General features: G+C 59.2%; 13 protein-coding genes. 3 read left to right on the top strand and 10 right to left on the bottom strand.

Features of this window, described 5'->3' with window-relative positions:
- Positions 1–1,030: 1,030 nt before the first annotated feature.
- The 3 genes from AC1L6K_RS10775 to AC1L6K_RS10765 all read right to left on the bottom strand — a co-directional run bounded on the left by AC1L6K_RS10775 (position 1,031) and on the right by AC1L6K_RS10765 (position 3,507).
- Positions 1,031–1,642: a TetR/AcrR family transcriptional regulator gene (locus tag AC1L6K_RS10775; protein ID WP_480948887.1), complete on the bottom strand. Its 612-nt coding sequence runs from the start codon at positions 1,640–1,642 to the stop codon at positions 1,031–1,033.
- A 28-nt stretch (positions 1,643–1,670) separates the two neighbouring features.
- The gene (locus tag AC1L6K_RS10770) at positions 1,671–2,855 is read right to left on the bottom strand and encodes an FAD-binding domain (protein ID WP_480948886.1); all 1,185 of its coding nucleotides are present in this window, start codon (positions 2,853–2,855) and stop codon (positions 1,671–1,673) included.
- Between the two features lie 259 nt (positions 2,856–3,114).
- Positions 3,115–3,507: a RidA family protein gene (locus tag AC1L6K_RS10765; protein ID WP_480948885.1), complete on the bottom strand. Its 393-nt coding sequence runs from the start codon at positions 3,505–3,507 to the stop codon at positions 3,115–3,117.
- 348 nt (positions 3,508–3,855) lie between these two features.
- On the opposite strand from AC1L6K_RS10765, the gene AC1L6K_RS10760 reads away from it, so the two are divergent.
- Together AC1L6K_RS10760 and AC1L6K_RS10755 are read left to right on the top strand one after the other, a co-directional pair.
- The gene (locus AC1L6K_RS10760; protein ID WP_480948884.1) at positions 3,856–4,407 is read left to right on the top strand and encodes a helix-turn-helix domain-containing protein; all 552 of its coding nucleotides are present in this window, start codon (positions 3,856–3,858) and stop codon (positions 4,405–4,407) included.
- Positions 4,408–4,537: 130 nt separating this feature from the next.
- Complete coding sequence (locus AC1L6K_RS10755) at positions 4,538–5,176, top strand: LysE family translocator (RefSeq protein ID WP_480948883.1); 639 nt, start codon at positions 4,538–4,540, stop codon at positions 5,174–5,176.
- Positions 5,177–6,323: 1,147 nt separating this feature from the next.
- Here the strand turns inward: AC1L6K_RS10755 and AC1L6K_RS10750 are convergent.
- The 4 genes from AC1L6K_RS10750 to AC1L6K_RS10735 form a co-directional block, all read right to left on the bottom strand.
- Positions 6,324–6,962, bottom strand: coding sequence for a GntR family transcriptional regulator (locus tag AC1L6K_RS10750; RefSeq protein WP_480948882.1), 639 nt, complete (start codon positions 6,960–6,962; stop codon positions 6,324–6,326).
- A 63-nt stretch (positions 6,963–7,025) separates the two neighbouring features.
- Positions 7,026–7,655 (bottom strand): 4-carboxy-4-hydroxy-2-oxoadipate aldolase/oxaloacetate decarboxylase, encoded by a 630-nt coding sequence (locus AC1L6K_RS10745; protein WP_480948881.1) that lies wholly within the window; start codon positions 7,653–7,655, stop codon positions 7,026–7,028.
- Positions 7,652–9,025 (bottom strand): MFS transporter, encoded by a 1,374-nt coding sequence (locus AC1L6K_RS10740; RefSeq protein ID WP_480948880.1) that lies wholly within the window; start codon positions 9,023–9,025, stop codon positions 7,652–7,654. The genes AC1L6K_RS10745 and AC1L6K_RS10740 overlap by 4 nt, the downstream gene beginning before the upstream one ends.
- Positions 9,022–9,957 carry an NAD(P)-dependent oxidoreductase gene (locus AC1L6K_RS10735; RefSeq protein WP_480948879.1) on the bottom strand — a complete coding sequence of 312 codons (936 nt, stop codon included), beginning with the start codon at positions 9,955–9,957 and terminating at the stop codon, positions 9,022–9,024. The genes AC1L6K_RS10740 and AC1L6K_RS10735 overlap by 4 nt, the downstream gene beginning before the upstream one ends.
- A gap of 374 nt (positions 9,958–10,331) precedes the next feature.
- Here AC1L6K_RS10735 and AC1L6K_RS10730 point away from each other — a divergent pair, with 374 nt between their 5' ends.
- Positions 10,332–11,231, top strand: coding sequence for an Abi family protein (locus AC1L6K_RS10730; protein ID WP_480948878.1), 900 nt, complete (start codon positions 10,332–10,334; stop codon positions 11,229–11,231).
- A 288-nt stretch (positions 11,232–11,519) separates the two neighbouring features.
- Here AC1L6K_RS10730 and AC1L6K_RS10725 read toward each other — a convergent pair whose 3' ends face one another.
- The 3 genes from AC1L6K_RS10725 to AC1L6K_RS10715 all read right to left on the bottom strand — a co-directional run bounded on the left by AC1L6K_RS10725 (position 11,520) and on the right by AC1L6K_RS10715 (position 15,437).
- Positions 11,520–12,269 carry an ATP-binding protein gene (locus AC1L6K_RS10725; protein WP_480948877.1) on the bottom strand — a complete coding sequence of 250 codons (750 nt, stop codon included), beginning with the start codon at positions 12,267–12,269 and terminating at the stop codon, positions 11,520–11,522.
- Positions 12,266–13,822, bottom strand: coding sequence for an IS21 family transposase (gene istA / locus AC1L6K_RS10720; protein ID WP_480948876.1), 1,557 nt, complete (start codon positions 13,820–13,822; stop codon positions 12,266–12,268). The genes AC1L6K_RS10725 and istA overlap by 4 nt, the downstream gene beginning before the upstream one ends.
- A gap of 1,213 nt (positions 13,823–15,035) precedes the next feature.
- Positions 15,036–15,437 carry a (R)-mandelonitrile lyase gene (locus AC1L6K_RS10715; protein ID WP_480948875.1) on the bottom strand — a complete coding sequence of 134 codons (402 nt, stop codon included), beginning with the start codon at positions 15,435–15,437 and terminating at the stop codon, positions 15,036–15,038.
- Positions 15,438–15,441: the final 4 nt, after the last annotated feature.

Here is a 15,441-nt window from a genome sequence, read left to right as displayed (position 1 = left end):
ATTTTGAGCGGCGCCCCGATGAAGACCAGACACCGTTGACGGGTTGCCAATCTCAGTGAACCATGCACCGCTTTTAGCCCATGTCTGAGGCGTAAAATGGTGGGAAGAACTGGCGTCACACGCTGCCCGTAGTGGATTTCAGGCAAACCTGTTTTCATGGCATCAGCCGCCGGAGGCCAAAAGATCATCGGGAGCGAAAAGGAGCCGCTCCCCTTTTACTCCCCCTTTTCAACCAAGAACTACGCCAATGCTCGACATGCCACAGTCTTCGGAAACGATGCATGACCCCGGAAACACGCGAATTTTGGTAAGTAACCATACCCATCAAAATCCACGCGGCTAGATTCTCTTGGCCGCCGGTTCGAGTCCGGCCCGGGGCACAAAAAGGGCCTCTGACCTGCGGTTTTACTGTTTCGACCGGGTGCGCCGAGGGGCCAAATCACGTTCTACTCACGTTATTGAACGGAAAGTTGCTCATGTTTTTGACATTTTCAGGGCCTAATCCGGCTGCACTCGACGTCACGATTTTCAATTTGCGGGCAGAAAATCGGTGGAAATCCGCGGTTTCTTCAGACCTTGGTGGCTTGAAACCTCCGCTGCCATATATCGGCCCTCCGATCGCCCTACTCACGGATTCCAACGATCTCAATCTCATTGGGCGAAAACTAGCCCGTCGCACCCCGAGCTGGCCGGCATGGCAGCACCAAGCCTTCAGCTCATGTAGTTCCGCAGTCATGGCTGGAACCAACGGCCCAGCGACGAAGACGGCCTGCCCATTCCAGCCCACCCTTCTTCCGCTCAGCCAGACTGCCAGCTCGTCCCGTAAAGGGAACGCTGAGCGCGACAGGGTCGGTTTTCAGTAGGGATCCACACGCGGGCAGTTCGTTGAACCTTGATGGTGAAGAGCGCTATCCGTTTCTTCGCCATCGTCCAGGGCCGTGATCGTGGCGTTGGTCGAGATGCTGGGCGGATTCCTCTATGACCTGTCGAGCCGGACCGCGAGAGCGACTCCGGGCTCGTCGCGGTGTAGTCATGGATGGTTATCCCGTCGGGGACTGACTGCTCCCCTGATCATGCTCATCAGCGACGCGATCAGCCCCGGAAGCGCGTCATCGTCGGCCTGCTGGGACATGAGCCAGACATCCATCGCCTCGCCCATGCCCATCGCGACCGCGATCAGCAAGGTAGGTGGGACGTCGTCGCGCACCGCTCCCACCCGTTGACCGGTGGCGAGCACCTCCGCAATCCAGGGGAGGGATGACTGCTCCAGTTCCTCCTGCGCCTTCTGTGAGGCGGGGCTCTTCGCCGCGGCGGCCCAGCCGCGCAACAGGGCGGCCAGCTGCGGGGAGGCGACGAGTGCTCGCATCAGCCGGAGGTAGTAGTCGCCCAGATCCGCCCAGAAGGCGTCGGCATCCCCTACGCCCAGGTCGGGCAGTGGCCCGACCTGGGCGAACAGCCCGGCCAGGCCGAGCTGCGCGACGTAGGCGTAGAGATCCTCTTTGCCGTCGAAGTAGTAGTACATCGACCCCTTGGAGATTCCGGCGGCATCGATGACCCGGTTGAGCGAGGCGTCGTGAAATCCGTGGGCCGCGAACTCGTCGAGGGCCGCTTGCACGATCGCCTGTTGCTGCTGCGTAGGCAATTTCGTGAATCGTGGGCGAACCATTCGGTCAGCGCCCCGAGTTCTGTTCTGGGAAGGACGGGAGTTCGACGCGGTCGTGGAAGCTCCTGCCCATTGCGATATCGGCAAACTTGGGAAGCCCCATCATCTTCAACACCGTATTCCTGACGAAAAGCTGGAACTTGTTCTTCGGGGCGAAGGCCAGACCCAAGCCCTGGGCGGCATCCTGCTTGGAGTGTATCAGCGGGGCCAGCCGCTCCTCGTAGCGGGCGAACGCCTCGCGGTGGTCACTGGTTCGTGCCAGTTCCGCCGCCAGCGTGTACGCCTCCACCATGGCCAGTGCCGAGCCCTGTCCGGCCAGGAATGACGGGCACGCGCCGGCATCGCCCACCAAGGCGATGCGGCCCCTCGACCACGACGGCATCTGTATCTGGCTCACCGAGTCGAAGTAGAAGTTCTTCGCGTTGGGCATGACCGCCAGCATCTCGGGAACCTCCCACCCCTTGCCGCCCAGCTTCTCCCGTAGCAGGCTCTCCTGTGCCGCACGCTCGACCGGCACGTCGCCGTCGTGCCGCAGGCTGAACAGCAGCAATGTGGCGTCGTCGCGAAAAGAGAGCCGGATCGCCTGAAACCCGACCTCGGCGTACATCATCGCGACGAGCTCGTCACGTTCCGGATACCGCTCCGCATCGAACGCGGCCACCACCATGCCCAGATACTTCTCGAATTGCTCATCCGGTCCGAACGCGATCTTGCGCACCCGCGAGTGCAGGCCATCCGCGCCGATGACGAGATCAAAATCGCGGGTGCTCCCGCTCTCAAAGGTGACCCGAACGCGCTCACCGTCGTCGGCGAGGTCTCGCACGGTGTCGCTGAGCATCAGCTCCACCGCGCCGCTGAGGGAATCGTAGATGACCGCGGCGAGATCAGTGCGTGGAATGCTCATATACCGCTTGTTCGACTCAATCACGGCCTCGGGGTTGAACGACGCGATCTTGCGACCGTTCCGATCGATCGCTCTCGCCTCGGTGAAAACGTAGCCCCGCGTGCGCAGCTCGGGCACGATGCCCATCCGCTGCGCCACATCGAAGCCGGCACCCCAAAAATCTATCAGGTAACCGCCGGTGCGCAACGTGGGGGCGTGTTCCACAATGGTGACCTCGTGGCCCGACTTGTTGAGCCAGAATGCCAGCGTCGGGCCAGCGATCCCGGCTCCCACGATCAAGACCTTCATGACGAAACCTCGATTCAACTCCGCCTAGACCACCAGTCTAAACCGATGGTCTAAAACACTCAACTGGTCGACGAGACTCGCCTAATGTGCTCGCGAAATGGCGTGCGTGCCTGGTCAAAATACTTGCCGCCACTGGTCAACCCGTTGCCGCTACCGGTCAAAACAAACTGCAGCCACCGGTAAGTCCCAAGTTGCAGTTGACACCACCGATCAACCGTCACAAAACGAGCGCCAGTACCGAGGTGGTCGTGCATTTGAGTCAATCCACGCGGTGCATCGCCTGCAGTTCGATCTCGACACTGGCGTTAAGAGGGAGGCCGGCGACGGCAACTGTCGTACGCGCAGGATAGTGGCCGTCGAAGTACTTTGCGTAGACGGCGTTCATCGCTGCGAAGTCGTCCATGTCGACGAGGAAGACGTTGACCTTGACTACGTCGCGCCAGCTACTGCCGGCCGCGTGCAGGACGATGCCGAGGTTGTCGAAGACGCGGGCAGTCTGCACCTCGATCCCTCCGCTAACCAGTTGCCCGGTCTCCGGGTCGATGGGCGTCTGACCCGAGAGAAACAGCAGGCCGTTGGGCATGCCGCACGCTTGGGAGTAGGGGCCCACAGGTGCCGGAGCACCCTCGGCCATCACATAGCTCGGCTCCATCAGTAAGACCCCTCTGTTCGGTGATGCGCGCTACAGAATACAGCCTCAAGTATGTCTTAAGGATGTGCAACGCGGTCCCCATTGTTGCTAGGGAGAGGTAAGTACTCCGGAATTGGGAGGACTTAGCTAGCGCCAAAGAAGAGATTTGCCCACAAGGGGACCCCACCGTATTGGCAGCGAGCCCGCAGAAAACTCCCATGATCGCCACCAAGGCGCAAACCAAGGCAATGTTCCGTGTTCACACAGAACGAACTGTCCTATATATTGAACGCATGACTAATATGATGGGCTTTTGGTTGGCGGACAGCCAACTTGCGCCCGCCCATTGCCGCCTAGGAGCGTGGTGAGATGACCACACCCCAGGAATTCATCGCCTCCGCCTTGCTCCGTGAACGAACCAAGGCAGGGCTGACAATTACCGAACTGGCTCGACAAGCAGGAATTGGGAAATCAACCCTGTCACTTCTGGAGACCGGCAGTGGAAATCCCAGCCTGGAGACACTGTGGGCCCTCTCGACAGCACTGGGCATCCCCTTCTGGCGACTCGTGGAGCCATCACTAGATGATGTCACCGTAATTCGTCTTGGCGAAGGCAACCGCATCGAAGCCCAAGATTCCCACTACGCCGGCACGCTCCTCAGCGCGGGCACACGTGGCGTGCGGCGAGACATCTACCGCGTGGAAGCCGAGCCCGGCCCAGCCAGACGCTCCACACCACACACAGCCGGAACCATCGAACACGTCACCCTCATTGCCGGGAAAGCACTCGTCGGCCCGCTGAACGAACCACTTGAACTGCACCCCGGCGACTACATCAGCTACCGCGGCGACCAACCCCATATCTTTGACGCCCTCGAACCTGGCACCATCGCCACCCTCATCTCAGAGACCCTGCTCTAACCACTCACCCGCCCACATTCAAAGATAGTGGCCCGGTCAAGACTCCCCTGCGGACGAACCCGGGTAGCCCTGCAGTGATTGAATTTTTCGATAGATCCGACGCATCAACACACAATGAATTGGAGTCGACATGCTACCTGCAGCCAACGGCTGGGCTTTCGCTCTCGCCGCCTTCGCCCTCATCCTCATTCCCGGCCCAAGCGTGCTCTTTGTCATCGGCAGGTCGCTCTCTCTGGGTCGCAAGGGCGGCTTTCTCAGCGTGCTGGGGAACGCACTCGGTGCACTCCCGGCCATAGCACTCGTGTCACTCGGCGTCGGTGCCATCCTCGCCGAATCCCTAGTCATCTTTGTCATCATCAAGTTCCTCGGAGCCGGCTACTTGATGTACCTGGGAGTACAGGCGATCCGCCACCGTAACGATCACACCAACACCGCCACCTCGCAACGAGCCCGACCATCGTCGTTCCGCCTCATCCGAGAGGGATTCTTCGTCGGCGTATCCAACCCGAAAACCATCGTGTTCTTCGTGGCCGTGCTCCCGCAGTTCGTCAGCTACGAAAACGGGGCCATCCCGCTTCAGATGGCAACCCTAGGGATGATCTTCTTTGGAATTGGCCTAGCCAGTGACAGCGTATGGGCACTCACAGCCGGCACGGCACGAGCATGGTTCGCCCGTAACCCGAAACGCCTCTCACACATGGGTGCCGGTGGCGGAGTGGTGATGATCGGCCTAGGCGGGGCGCTGGCGCTCACCGGCAACAAAACCTAGTCTCGCATCGAATGAAGCGGTCCAATCGGGTGTAGAAGCGACTTCGGACCCACCTACTCCGCCTAAACCGATACCCCATTCCCGCAATCTCTCGATGCCTTGAGTTGCGGCGGCCCGTGGCGTTCAATTCTCCATCACACGTCCCATGAAGCGTTCCCTTCCGGATCGGCTGTCTAGCCGATTTGCCGGACGAGGCCTATCGCCACCGTTCCATCCTCCTTGGGCTTGCTTCCTAGCAGGCGGATAAGCCCGGTTTTTCGCGGAGTCCCAAATGAACCCTCCGGCTCAAGGTCTGTCTCTGCAAATAACTCGAACGGGCCCCCGTCCGCGTGCTCGTCCACCCACCGGAGCACCTCGAACACGCCTCCTTAACTCGAGCAGCGCATAAGCGTCTAAGTTCCAGGTAACGCCGGGCCGCAGCTGTCCCCAAATTTGACGCGATAGCGTGGGGTGGGGAACCCTCGAAAAAACGAGGCTCTTCGTGAACCGTTTCTATGACACGCAAGTTCATCAACCGACAAGCACTGACGGCGGGTGCGCAATCTCGAAGAACGGTGGACCTCCTCCCCCAAATCCTGAAGCGTGAAATGTTGAGAATAGTTGATGGCAAACACCGCTCCACGGCAAGTCTCTGACAAGCCTGTTTTCACGACATGAGCCACCGAAGTTCAGAAGAGCATCGGGAGAGAAAGACAGCCACTCCCCTTTTACTCCCCCTTTTCAACCAAGAACTACAGCAATCCACGACATGCCACGGCCTTCGGAAACAACGAATAACCTCGGAAACACGCGGATGTTGGCAAGTAACCGCATCCATCAAAATCCAGAGGGTTAGATTCTCTTGGCCGCCGGTTCGAGTCCGGCCCGGGGCACAAAAGGGCCTCTGACCTGCGGTTATACTTGGCAGGTCAGAGGCCCTTTGGGCCCACGCCCCCTTTTACTCCCCCAATTCGTCAAAATTATTCAGCGATTTCGCTCCCCCTTTTTCACAGGACGGACTCCCCCTTTTCCCTACAAGGGTGCGATGGTTGCGAGATTCCGCGGATTTAGAATCACTTGACACGCCAGGGTTAGCGCGAATAAGTATTGGCCCTCCGATCGCACGCCTCGACATTTCATACGAGCTTGACCTCATGAAATGCAGGGGTTAGCGTCTGCGTGTGAGCGCTGCATAGGCGGTTCTCAGGTGCCCTTCCATCAGGGCACGGGCCCGACTCTCATCGCGTTGGCTGATGGCGTCGACGATACAACGATGGTCCTGCAGGCTTCGGCAAAGTTCGTCGCCGGAATAGTACTGGAATGAACCCGACATCAGCGGTGCCAAGGCGAGATCCTTGGCCATATTGAAAAGCCTCGGCGAGGCTGCCGATTCTAGGATGAGCAGGTGGAGTTCGTGGTTGAGATCTGCGATCTCCGCCCGGAAACCTTCACTCTTATGGCGAGCGAGTTCGTCCATACGGTCGCACAGCCGGTCCAGTTCCTCGAGCTGAGAATCTGACCGGCTGTGTGCCGCAAGCCCCGCGGCATGGGATTCGAGCAGTGCCCGAATATTCATGACTTCCGCCGCATCGGCATTGGTCCACTCCGCGACGAAGACGCCGCGGTTGGGGGAATTGACTACGAGTCCTTCGTCAGCAAGCTCGCGCAGGACTGTCCGGATCGGAGTTCGACTAAGTGAGTATTCCGTGCACAGTCCAAGCTCGGTGAGGTGGCTGCCGGGAGGCAGTTTTCCCGTAGTGATCTTGGCACGAAGATCCTCCAAGACATCCTGACGCTGCGTGTTCATTACTCTCCCGAGACCGGTTGTGGACTTTGCCGACCACGATGCTACCTGACCAACAGCCTAGTCCTACGGACGGGCAAGTCCGAGCAGGTCCAGAGTGTTGGCACCTTCGCGAATCCGGGCGCGCATGTCTTCTTCTTTAAGCTCGCGCTGCTCCGCGGATGCAAGGGCCGAATCGATATCGCCGGCACCAACCCTGACCAGCCCGTCGGCATCGCCAACCAGGACGTCCCCGGGATGGATCAACACGCCGCCGATGGTGACTGGGACGTTGACCCTACCTTGCTGGGCCTTTGTGGTCTTGCGAATGCAGACCCCGCGAGTGAAGACCGGGAATCCGGAAGCGATGATTTCCTGGCTGTCCCGCACGGCGCCATCGATAACCAGCCCGGCCAGGCCACGTTTCTGGGCTGCCAAGGTCAGGACGTCTCCCCAGGGTCCTGCTTGGGTATAGCCCTTGGAATCGACGACCAGAATGTCACCTTCCCCGGCTTCAAGGAGCGCAACATGAATGAACCAGTTATCGGCCGGTTCCAGTTCAACTGTCACAACTCGGCCGGCGATGCGGGAGTGATGGTCAAGCGGTTTGATTTCGGGAGCGAGTGCGTCGCGCTGGCCATTGGCCTCGTAGACGGTTGCGGCTCCGAGTGCTGCGAGGCGACCGAAACGGATATCTGTTATTTGGGTGGAAATCATTTTTGGTTGTCTCCTGTGTTGACTAGTTCTGCATCCTCGTCGGCTTGTGCCTCGGCGATGCGTGCTGTTGCTTCTGCCTGACGGACGAATTTGAGACCCACGACCATTGCAGCTGCAATAAAGCACGTGACGCTGACTCCGATGAGCCCCCAGTTGTTATTGCCGGTTGATTCCCTGAGCGCGCCGAAAGCGAATGGACCGATGAAACCGCCGAGATTGGCCAAGGAGTTGATGGCTGCCAGTCCGATGGCGGCTGACTGTCCAGTCATGAAGAGCGAGGGCAGCGACCAGAACGGTCCATACGTGGCGTAGACGGCGACGATAATCACTGTCAGAAGCGCAATGGAGAGCCATAAGTTATTGGCGGCGAATGGCATCAAGGCCAGTCCTGTGCCGGCACCCAAAAGCGGGATCCCCACATGCCAGCGTCGTTCCCTGGTCTTGTCCGAGTGACGGGCCCAGTAGACCATGAAGATCGCGGCGACACCGTAAGGCAGGGCAGTGATGTAACCAACCGAGGTATGGGTGAGTTGGCTCGAGGCAGCGGCAATGATCTGCGGGGTAAAGAAGGCCAAGACATAGATTGCCACGGATTTGCTGTAGTAGATGAACGCCAGTGCCAGAACTCGGGGTCCTGCCAAGCTGCGCCAGAACGACACATGTCCGTGGCGTTCGAGCTTTGCTGCCTGCTCGGCCTGAAGTGTGGTTTCCAGCCAAGCCTTTTCTGCCGCGGTTAGCCATTTGGCCTTCGCCGGGGAATCCACAAGGACAAAGTAGGTCACGACGGCAAAGATCAGCGCGGGGGCACCTTGAAGGATGAAGACCCAACGCCAGCTGGCGATGTCAAACCAGTGGATGTGGTCCAGGATTAGACCCGATAAAGGGGCAGCGATGACGGTGGCCAGCGGAAGGGCGATCATGAAGAGTGCGACGACGCGGGCACGTTCTCGTTCCGGGAACCAATACGTCAGGTAAAGGATTACGCAGGGAAAGAAGCCAGCCTCAGCAACACCGAGGAGGGTACGGGCAATCGCTAGCTGGGTGAAGTCCTGAACAAAACCCGTGGAAACTGCCACGATGCCCCATGTGAGGAGTATCCGGGCGATCCACCGTCGGGCACCGACCCTGCGCATGAGGATGTTGCTAGGTACTTCAAAGAGGAAGTAGCCGATGGAGAACAATCCAGCAACGAGCCCGAACTGCATGGTCGTGATACCGATGTCCGCGTTCATCTCGAGAGCGGCAAATCCGACGTTGGCGCGATCGATGAACGCGATGATGTAAAGCACCACAAGCAGGGGCAGGATGCGGAATTTGATCTTGCGGAGTGTGGCGTCCCCCACCCGGGGACGGTTCTCGACCTCGCTCATGCTGATACCTTCTTGGTAGTCGGGGCTGTCACTGCAGGAAGTGCCAACGTGTCCAGCCAGTCCAAGGATGCCTCAAAAGTCGAACTCGATGGTCCGCCGGTTCGGATGATACTCTCAGCAGTTGCTTCGAATTTGCCCGCAACATGCCCGGTCAGGTCTGCCGAGTACCCGGCCCTGTCCAGCTGGGCGGCGGCTTCCAGCACCTCCGCGTGGCGACGGACCGCGTGAGCCGGGTGGGTTGTGACCATACTCTTGAGTAAGTCAGCGAATCGTATTTGATCAACATCTTCAAGGGCCATATTCAGCTGGTCCAACACACCGTATGATCGCGCGGCTGGAAGTGCCTCGATGGCCAGCGCTTCCAGGCCCTTCATGATCACGGAGCGCAGCAACTTCACCGTTATGGCATCGCCTGGCTCGCTATTTGGAAGAACCCGAACCGGAGCACCCGCTGCGATAAGAATATCGTCAACGGCCTTGTAGTTTGGGCCTGCGTATAACAAAGGCGTGCGTACCCCACTGAGATTCACGGCCCCTGTGATGGCGATGTCGGCATAACCAATGCCGGCGGCCTCCGCCAAGGTCGCGGAAGCCTGCTTGGCGTGGGCTGCGGCGGTGGTCATGTCAAAGATGGTTGCCCCCGGACTGAGGTGCCGCACCAAGTCTTTGGCCGCGATAGGGAGAATCGAGCCGGGGATGCAGACCAAGACGAGATCCTGACCTGCGATCCATTCGGCAATCTCCGGGCGAATGGTGATTCCGGAACTTGCGGCCCACTCCACGGCAGCCGCCGGAGGCATCGGATCTGAAATTGAGATTGAGTGCCCGGGGCGTTCGGCGAGTTCCTTCGCCCAGCACAGGCCTACTTGGCCTGAACCGATAATTGCGATTTTCAATGCGTACTCCTTCGTTGCAGTGCGTGTGATCCACAATACAACTTAAGTACAATTTCGCAAGTCTTCCCCGAACCTTTTTCTCAAAATATCTCAATTGTTCTAATTTTGTCCTCCACTACGGAATGCTCCAGGTAGTTGGCAGCCCGGCAAGAGAGCCGCACGGTCAAAGGCACCGGGTTCAAAGGTTCACATCCCTGCTGCCGGGTACGGCTGTCGAAACTGCCCACTCACGGCCAGGTGGGTCGCCCAGCCAAGTTTGCTATCCGCTTGCGGGCAGATTTGCCACGTGGTTCGGCGTCAGATCGACGCCCCAGGGCGTAAAATATGGTAAATTTGACTCAACACGACCGGTTCCGCCCCTAGGGGTCCAGGGCCGGTCTTTACTTTTCACTGGCCATGAGAATAAGTCGATGGATCCCAAACCCCACAAAACCTATCTAGAACAACTGGAGCTCCTCAGGCAGCGTGGCATGCACATCGCCGACGATGAGTCAGCACTGACGCTTCTGCAGCGAGCCGGCTACTACACGCTCAGTGGCTACTCGTACTCATTTCGAATGAAGGCACCCGACGGCTCAAGAACCGGTCAGTTTCGCCCGGGAACCTCGCTAGCGCAAGTGCAGGCACTGTGGGAGTTCGACAACCGGATCCGCTCATCCACTTTTGCGGTACTACAGCACGTGGAAACATATCTTCGCGCCTTGATGGGGTATTCACTCGGTGCCGTTGATCCGTTGATCCATCGCAAGCCGGAACTCCTGTCGATCGACCGTTCCCAGGATTATCCAAAATGGCTCACCAAGCTTGACCGCCAAGTGGCAGACTCACGCGAAGAGTTCATCATTCATCATCGAAATAACCGAAACGGCGTCATCCCCGTATGGGTTGCCGTTGACGTTCTTGACTGGGGCGGTCTCTCCTACCTTTTCAGCTTCGCCCCATTGAACGTGCGCGATGAAGTGGCCCAGCATTTCGGGCTCAATGCCGCACAATTGAAATCGTGGTTGCGAGCATTGAACGTCGCACGCAACGTTTGCGCACATCATGGGCGCTTTTTCAACCGCTACTACTCACTGACTCCCAAGCTACCCGCCCGAGGACGAAGTGATTCTCTGGATTTCATAGCACCGCTGAAGGACACAACATTCGCGATGCTCACGCTCCTTCAGTATCTGGCCTCATTCACTCTTGGCGCCAACCGACTGATACTTCCGGCGGCATTACGGTCGTTTCCTACGGAAAGTGCGATGACTATTGGATCCACAGGCGCAGGAGAAGGCTGGGAATCACTTTCACTATGGCGTCAGTGAATTGATACCTAAAGGCATCGATAGTTTACGGGCGAAGAATGTCGCTCCCTCGAAACCCGACCTGCTTGGCTGAGGTGGGCACGCCGGCAAACCCCCGATGATCCACCAGCTCACTCCCTCGGTTACCTTCTGTTTTGAGTCGCAATCCGCGGTTCACACACAATCACTATGACCCTTGAGTATTTGAGGCTTTGAGCACCACCTGATCGTGCGGTTCAGCACCACAGTTCGTGTGAGAGAGCGCCAGTGGTGGTGTGGCTGGGAACCACTGACGCCCTCCGTCATGGATTACGAGTCGGCCTGTGCGGTGTGCTCCCTCATGTTGTAGGTGCCGGTCTCGACCCAGATCGTGTTGTGGATGATCCTGTCCATGATGGCGTCCGCGTGAACACCGGAGCCGAGGCGCTGGTGCCAGTCTTTCTGCGAATACTGGGTGCAGAACACGGTTGACGTTTCGCCGTAGCGGCGCTCCATCAGCTCCAGCAACATGCCGCGCATCGATTCCGTCGGCCGATCCAGCAACCACTCATCAACGACGAGCAACGTGAACGCGGCGTACTTGCGCAGGAACTTCCCGGACCCGCCGGGGCTGTCTTGCGCGGCGACCCAGGCCTCCTCCAGGTCGGGCATGCGGACGTAGTGGGCTCTGATGCGGTGTTCGCAGGCGCGTTTGGCCAGAGCGCATCCCAGATACGATTTCCCCGAGCCGGTGAATCCTTGGAAGACAACGTTCTGCTGTCGGGCCACGAAGGAACATGTGCCGAGCTGGGTCAGGAGTTCTCGGTTGAGGCTGCGCTCCTGGAGCAGATCAATGCGGCGCAGGTCAGCGTTTGGGTAACGCAGCCCCGCCCGCCGGATCAGACCCTCGACCTTGGAGTGAGTAAAGGTGGAATAGGCGTCATCGACGACTAACCGCACCCGCTCTTCGAACGGTATGCCGATGCTGAGCGTCTCGTCCTGACTGTCAATCGCGGCCAAGAGTTCACCGGCGTTCATTTCACGCAGCTTGCGTTTGGTCTCCCCGTCCAGCCGGCTCATCGGGTGCCGCCAGCGTAGTAGGCGCTGCCGCGGACGTATCCGCCGTCCTCAGCCTCAGACTCATCGGGGACGTGCCCCGTTTTATCTTGCCCGGTGTCAAGGATTGGCCGCAGGTGTGCGTAACGAGGAGAGCGGATTGGCCCGCGCAACGCCAGCACACAGGCCGCTTCGACCCGGGCCGGGGAGAACCGGCGAGAGAGGCGTAGCACCGCCAACGCCGGGTCAAAGCCAGCCTCCTCGATCGAGGCCGCTTCGAAGATCTTGCCGATCACCGTCACCGTAGCCGGGCCCATCCGGGCTGCCCAGTCATCGATCCGGTCCCGGTCCCAAGCCTGCCAACTGCGCCCCTCAGGCAAGTCCGCGTCGTTGCTCTGATACTGATTGACCGTGCTTGCCGGCAGCAGCAGGTGGCTTGTCAGACGCTCATCACTGCGATAAACCTCCAGCATCGTGTCCGTCACGCGAAGGTCAACATGGGCGCCGATATGGCCAAAGGGCACGGAGTAGAAGTTCTTCGCCCAGACCACGTGAGCGTTGTTGTTCACCTTGCGCTTATAGATCCACGTGCTGATCTCGAACGGAGCTGCCGGTAGCGGTTGCATCAGCGGCAGCTCCTCGGTGGTGAACACACTGAGCCGGGACCCGGGGCGTTTCTGGAACGGCTGCCGATTATAGGCATCGATCTTCTCCCGGATCCGGGTGCGCAACTGCGCCAACGACGTGAACTGCTCGTGCCTAAGCCCCGCGATAACCCAGGTCGCAACATGTGAAACCGTGTTTTCGACGCTCGCCTTATCTTTTGGTGCCCGAACTCTGCCCGGCAGTACCGCGGCCGAATAGTGCGCCGCCATTTCTCGGTAGGCGTCGTTGAGAACGACCTCGCCCTCACGGGGGTGGGAGATCACCCCGGTCTTCAGATTGTCGGGAACCAGGCGTGGAACGCTGCCACCGAAGAAGGCGAACATCGATGCATGTGCACGCAGCCAGGACCCCTGGCGCATATCCAGGCTCGCTTCCACGAACGCGTACCGGCTGAACGGCAGGCAAGCGACGAACAAATACACTTTCGAGAGCTCACCGGTGCTCGGATCCAGCAGTTGCATCGTGGGTCCGGACCAGTCCACCTCGATGCTGCGGGCAGCCTTGTGACCAACCCGGGACGATGCTCCAGTCACGGCCGCGTGCTCACCATAAAGCCGACAGAACCTGTCGTAGCTCATGACCGCTTGCCCCGCGCGAGAAGTCTCGTCGACATACTCCTGATGCAAAAGCTTCAACGTCACCCCAACCCGCGCCAGCTCGGTGTGTACCCGAGCCCAGTCTGGCTGCGCGAACACGCTTTCCCGGACCCCGCGGCCGGGAAACAACGCCGTGTATACCTCGGCCTCCGACAGCTCGGCGACGTCATCCCAACCAAGTCCTGCCAGCTGCGCCGCATCCAGGACAGCCTGAATGCTGTGCCGGGATATCTTGTGAGCGGACTCAATCGCTCTACGCGACAGGTTTTGATTACGTAGCTGCAACACCAGCTTCGCTTTGATCTTCCGTACCATTACCAGTACTCCTTCCACCACGTGGCCATCACATGGTGGAAGGAGCCTTGCAGGTGGTGCTCAACCACACCAATGGTGGTGTTCAACCACACCGGCCGCACTGCCGAGCGATGGCGCTTACCCGCACCACAGGCGGAGCCCACAGAAGCCAATATTCAACCCTCACCTGAGGCGTAAAATGGTGAGAACCGTTGGCAGCGGACGCGGCTCCGTGGCAAATCGCTGGCAGGCCTGTTTTCACAGCATTAGCCACCGAAGGCCAAAAGAATATCGGAAGCGAAAAGCATCCACTCCCCTTTTAATCCCCCTTTTCAACTAAGAATTACGGCAATGCACGACATACCACCGTCTTCGGAAACAACCAACAGCCCTGGAAACCCGCGGATTTTGGCAGTCAACGACAACATGCAAAAACCAGATGACTAGATTCTCTTGGTCGCTGGTTCGATTCCAGTCCGGGGCACAAAAGGGCCTCTGACCTGCGGTTTTACTGTTTTGGCCGGGTGCACTGAGGTGCCGAATCACGTTCTACTCACGTTTTTGAACGAAAAGACGCTCACGTTAATGGATTGTTTGCGACCAAAGCGAGTGCCATTTACCCTCACGTTTTTCAACCGACGGGCGGAAAACCGTGTGATTCCGCGGATTTTCCTGGCCAGGCGTGCTTTGGCCGGCGGCTGCTCAATATTGGCCCTCCGATCGACCTACTCACGGTCCTAAACACGGCCTTTGAGTAGATCGCCTAACCGCAGAACGGCAAGCGAACAGGCGCCGCAGCGTCGACGTTTCAGCTCTCGCAATTCGGCAAGCGTGCCTTGCCCACGGCACACTGAATGGCGACGACGCGCCCGCTCCACCCCGACCATCTCCAGACAGTCCGGTCGCCCGGCTCGTCCCATAAGAAGCCTTCGACAGGGCAGCTTGCAAGACCAGGTATGCGATGGGCAAATGGGGGCCACCCCAACTGCGTCTGATGCGAGGGAGAACGAGCCGAGACAATTCGCAGCACGGAAACTCGATCAATGATCTTGTCTGGGAGTGATCCACTTCAATATGTTGAAAGGCCGTTGTATTCCAGACAGCAGTTGGCTATGTCTTTGCGCAGTAGATTGAGAACTACAGCTTCGGTGCGAGGATGTCGCGGGATATCCGGCAGTCGCCGATCGGGAGCACCGCCCCCTGAGGTACTGGGCTGGTGGCTGGCGCCTGCTGGTTAGCTTCCGTTGTACTCTTCGTCGGTGATGTGCTCGGCCCAGGTGGTGGTCGTGGCGGGATCCTCGCCGTTTTGGAGCATGGCGATGTGTTCCATGAAGCAGCCAGGGGCGGCGGCGTGCCAGTGTTCCTCACCGGGCGGGGTGTAGATCGTCTGGCCGGGGTGGACTTCGACGATCTTTCCGTCTCGGGTACCGAATCGGCCCACCCCTTGGGTGATTCGGAGGTATTGGCCGTGTACGTGGGAGTGCCAGGCAGTCCGCGCTCCGGGGGCGAAGCGGACGGTCGCGACAACCATCGTCTGGTCACTTTCATGGGGCAGTGCGATCGGGTCCAGCCAGACGTCGCCGGCAAACTGGGCCGGAGGGTTTTTGGAGGTGGGCACCGAGGGTTCGATGTTCATGGTG

This window comes from Specibacter sp. BI4 (assembly GCF_056680095.1).
The sequence above is the reverse complement of the archived record's forward strand: the minus strand, read 5'-3'. Positions and strand labels throughout refer to the sequence as shown.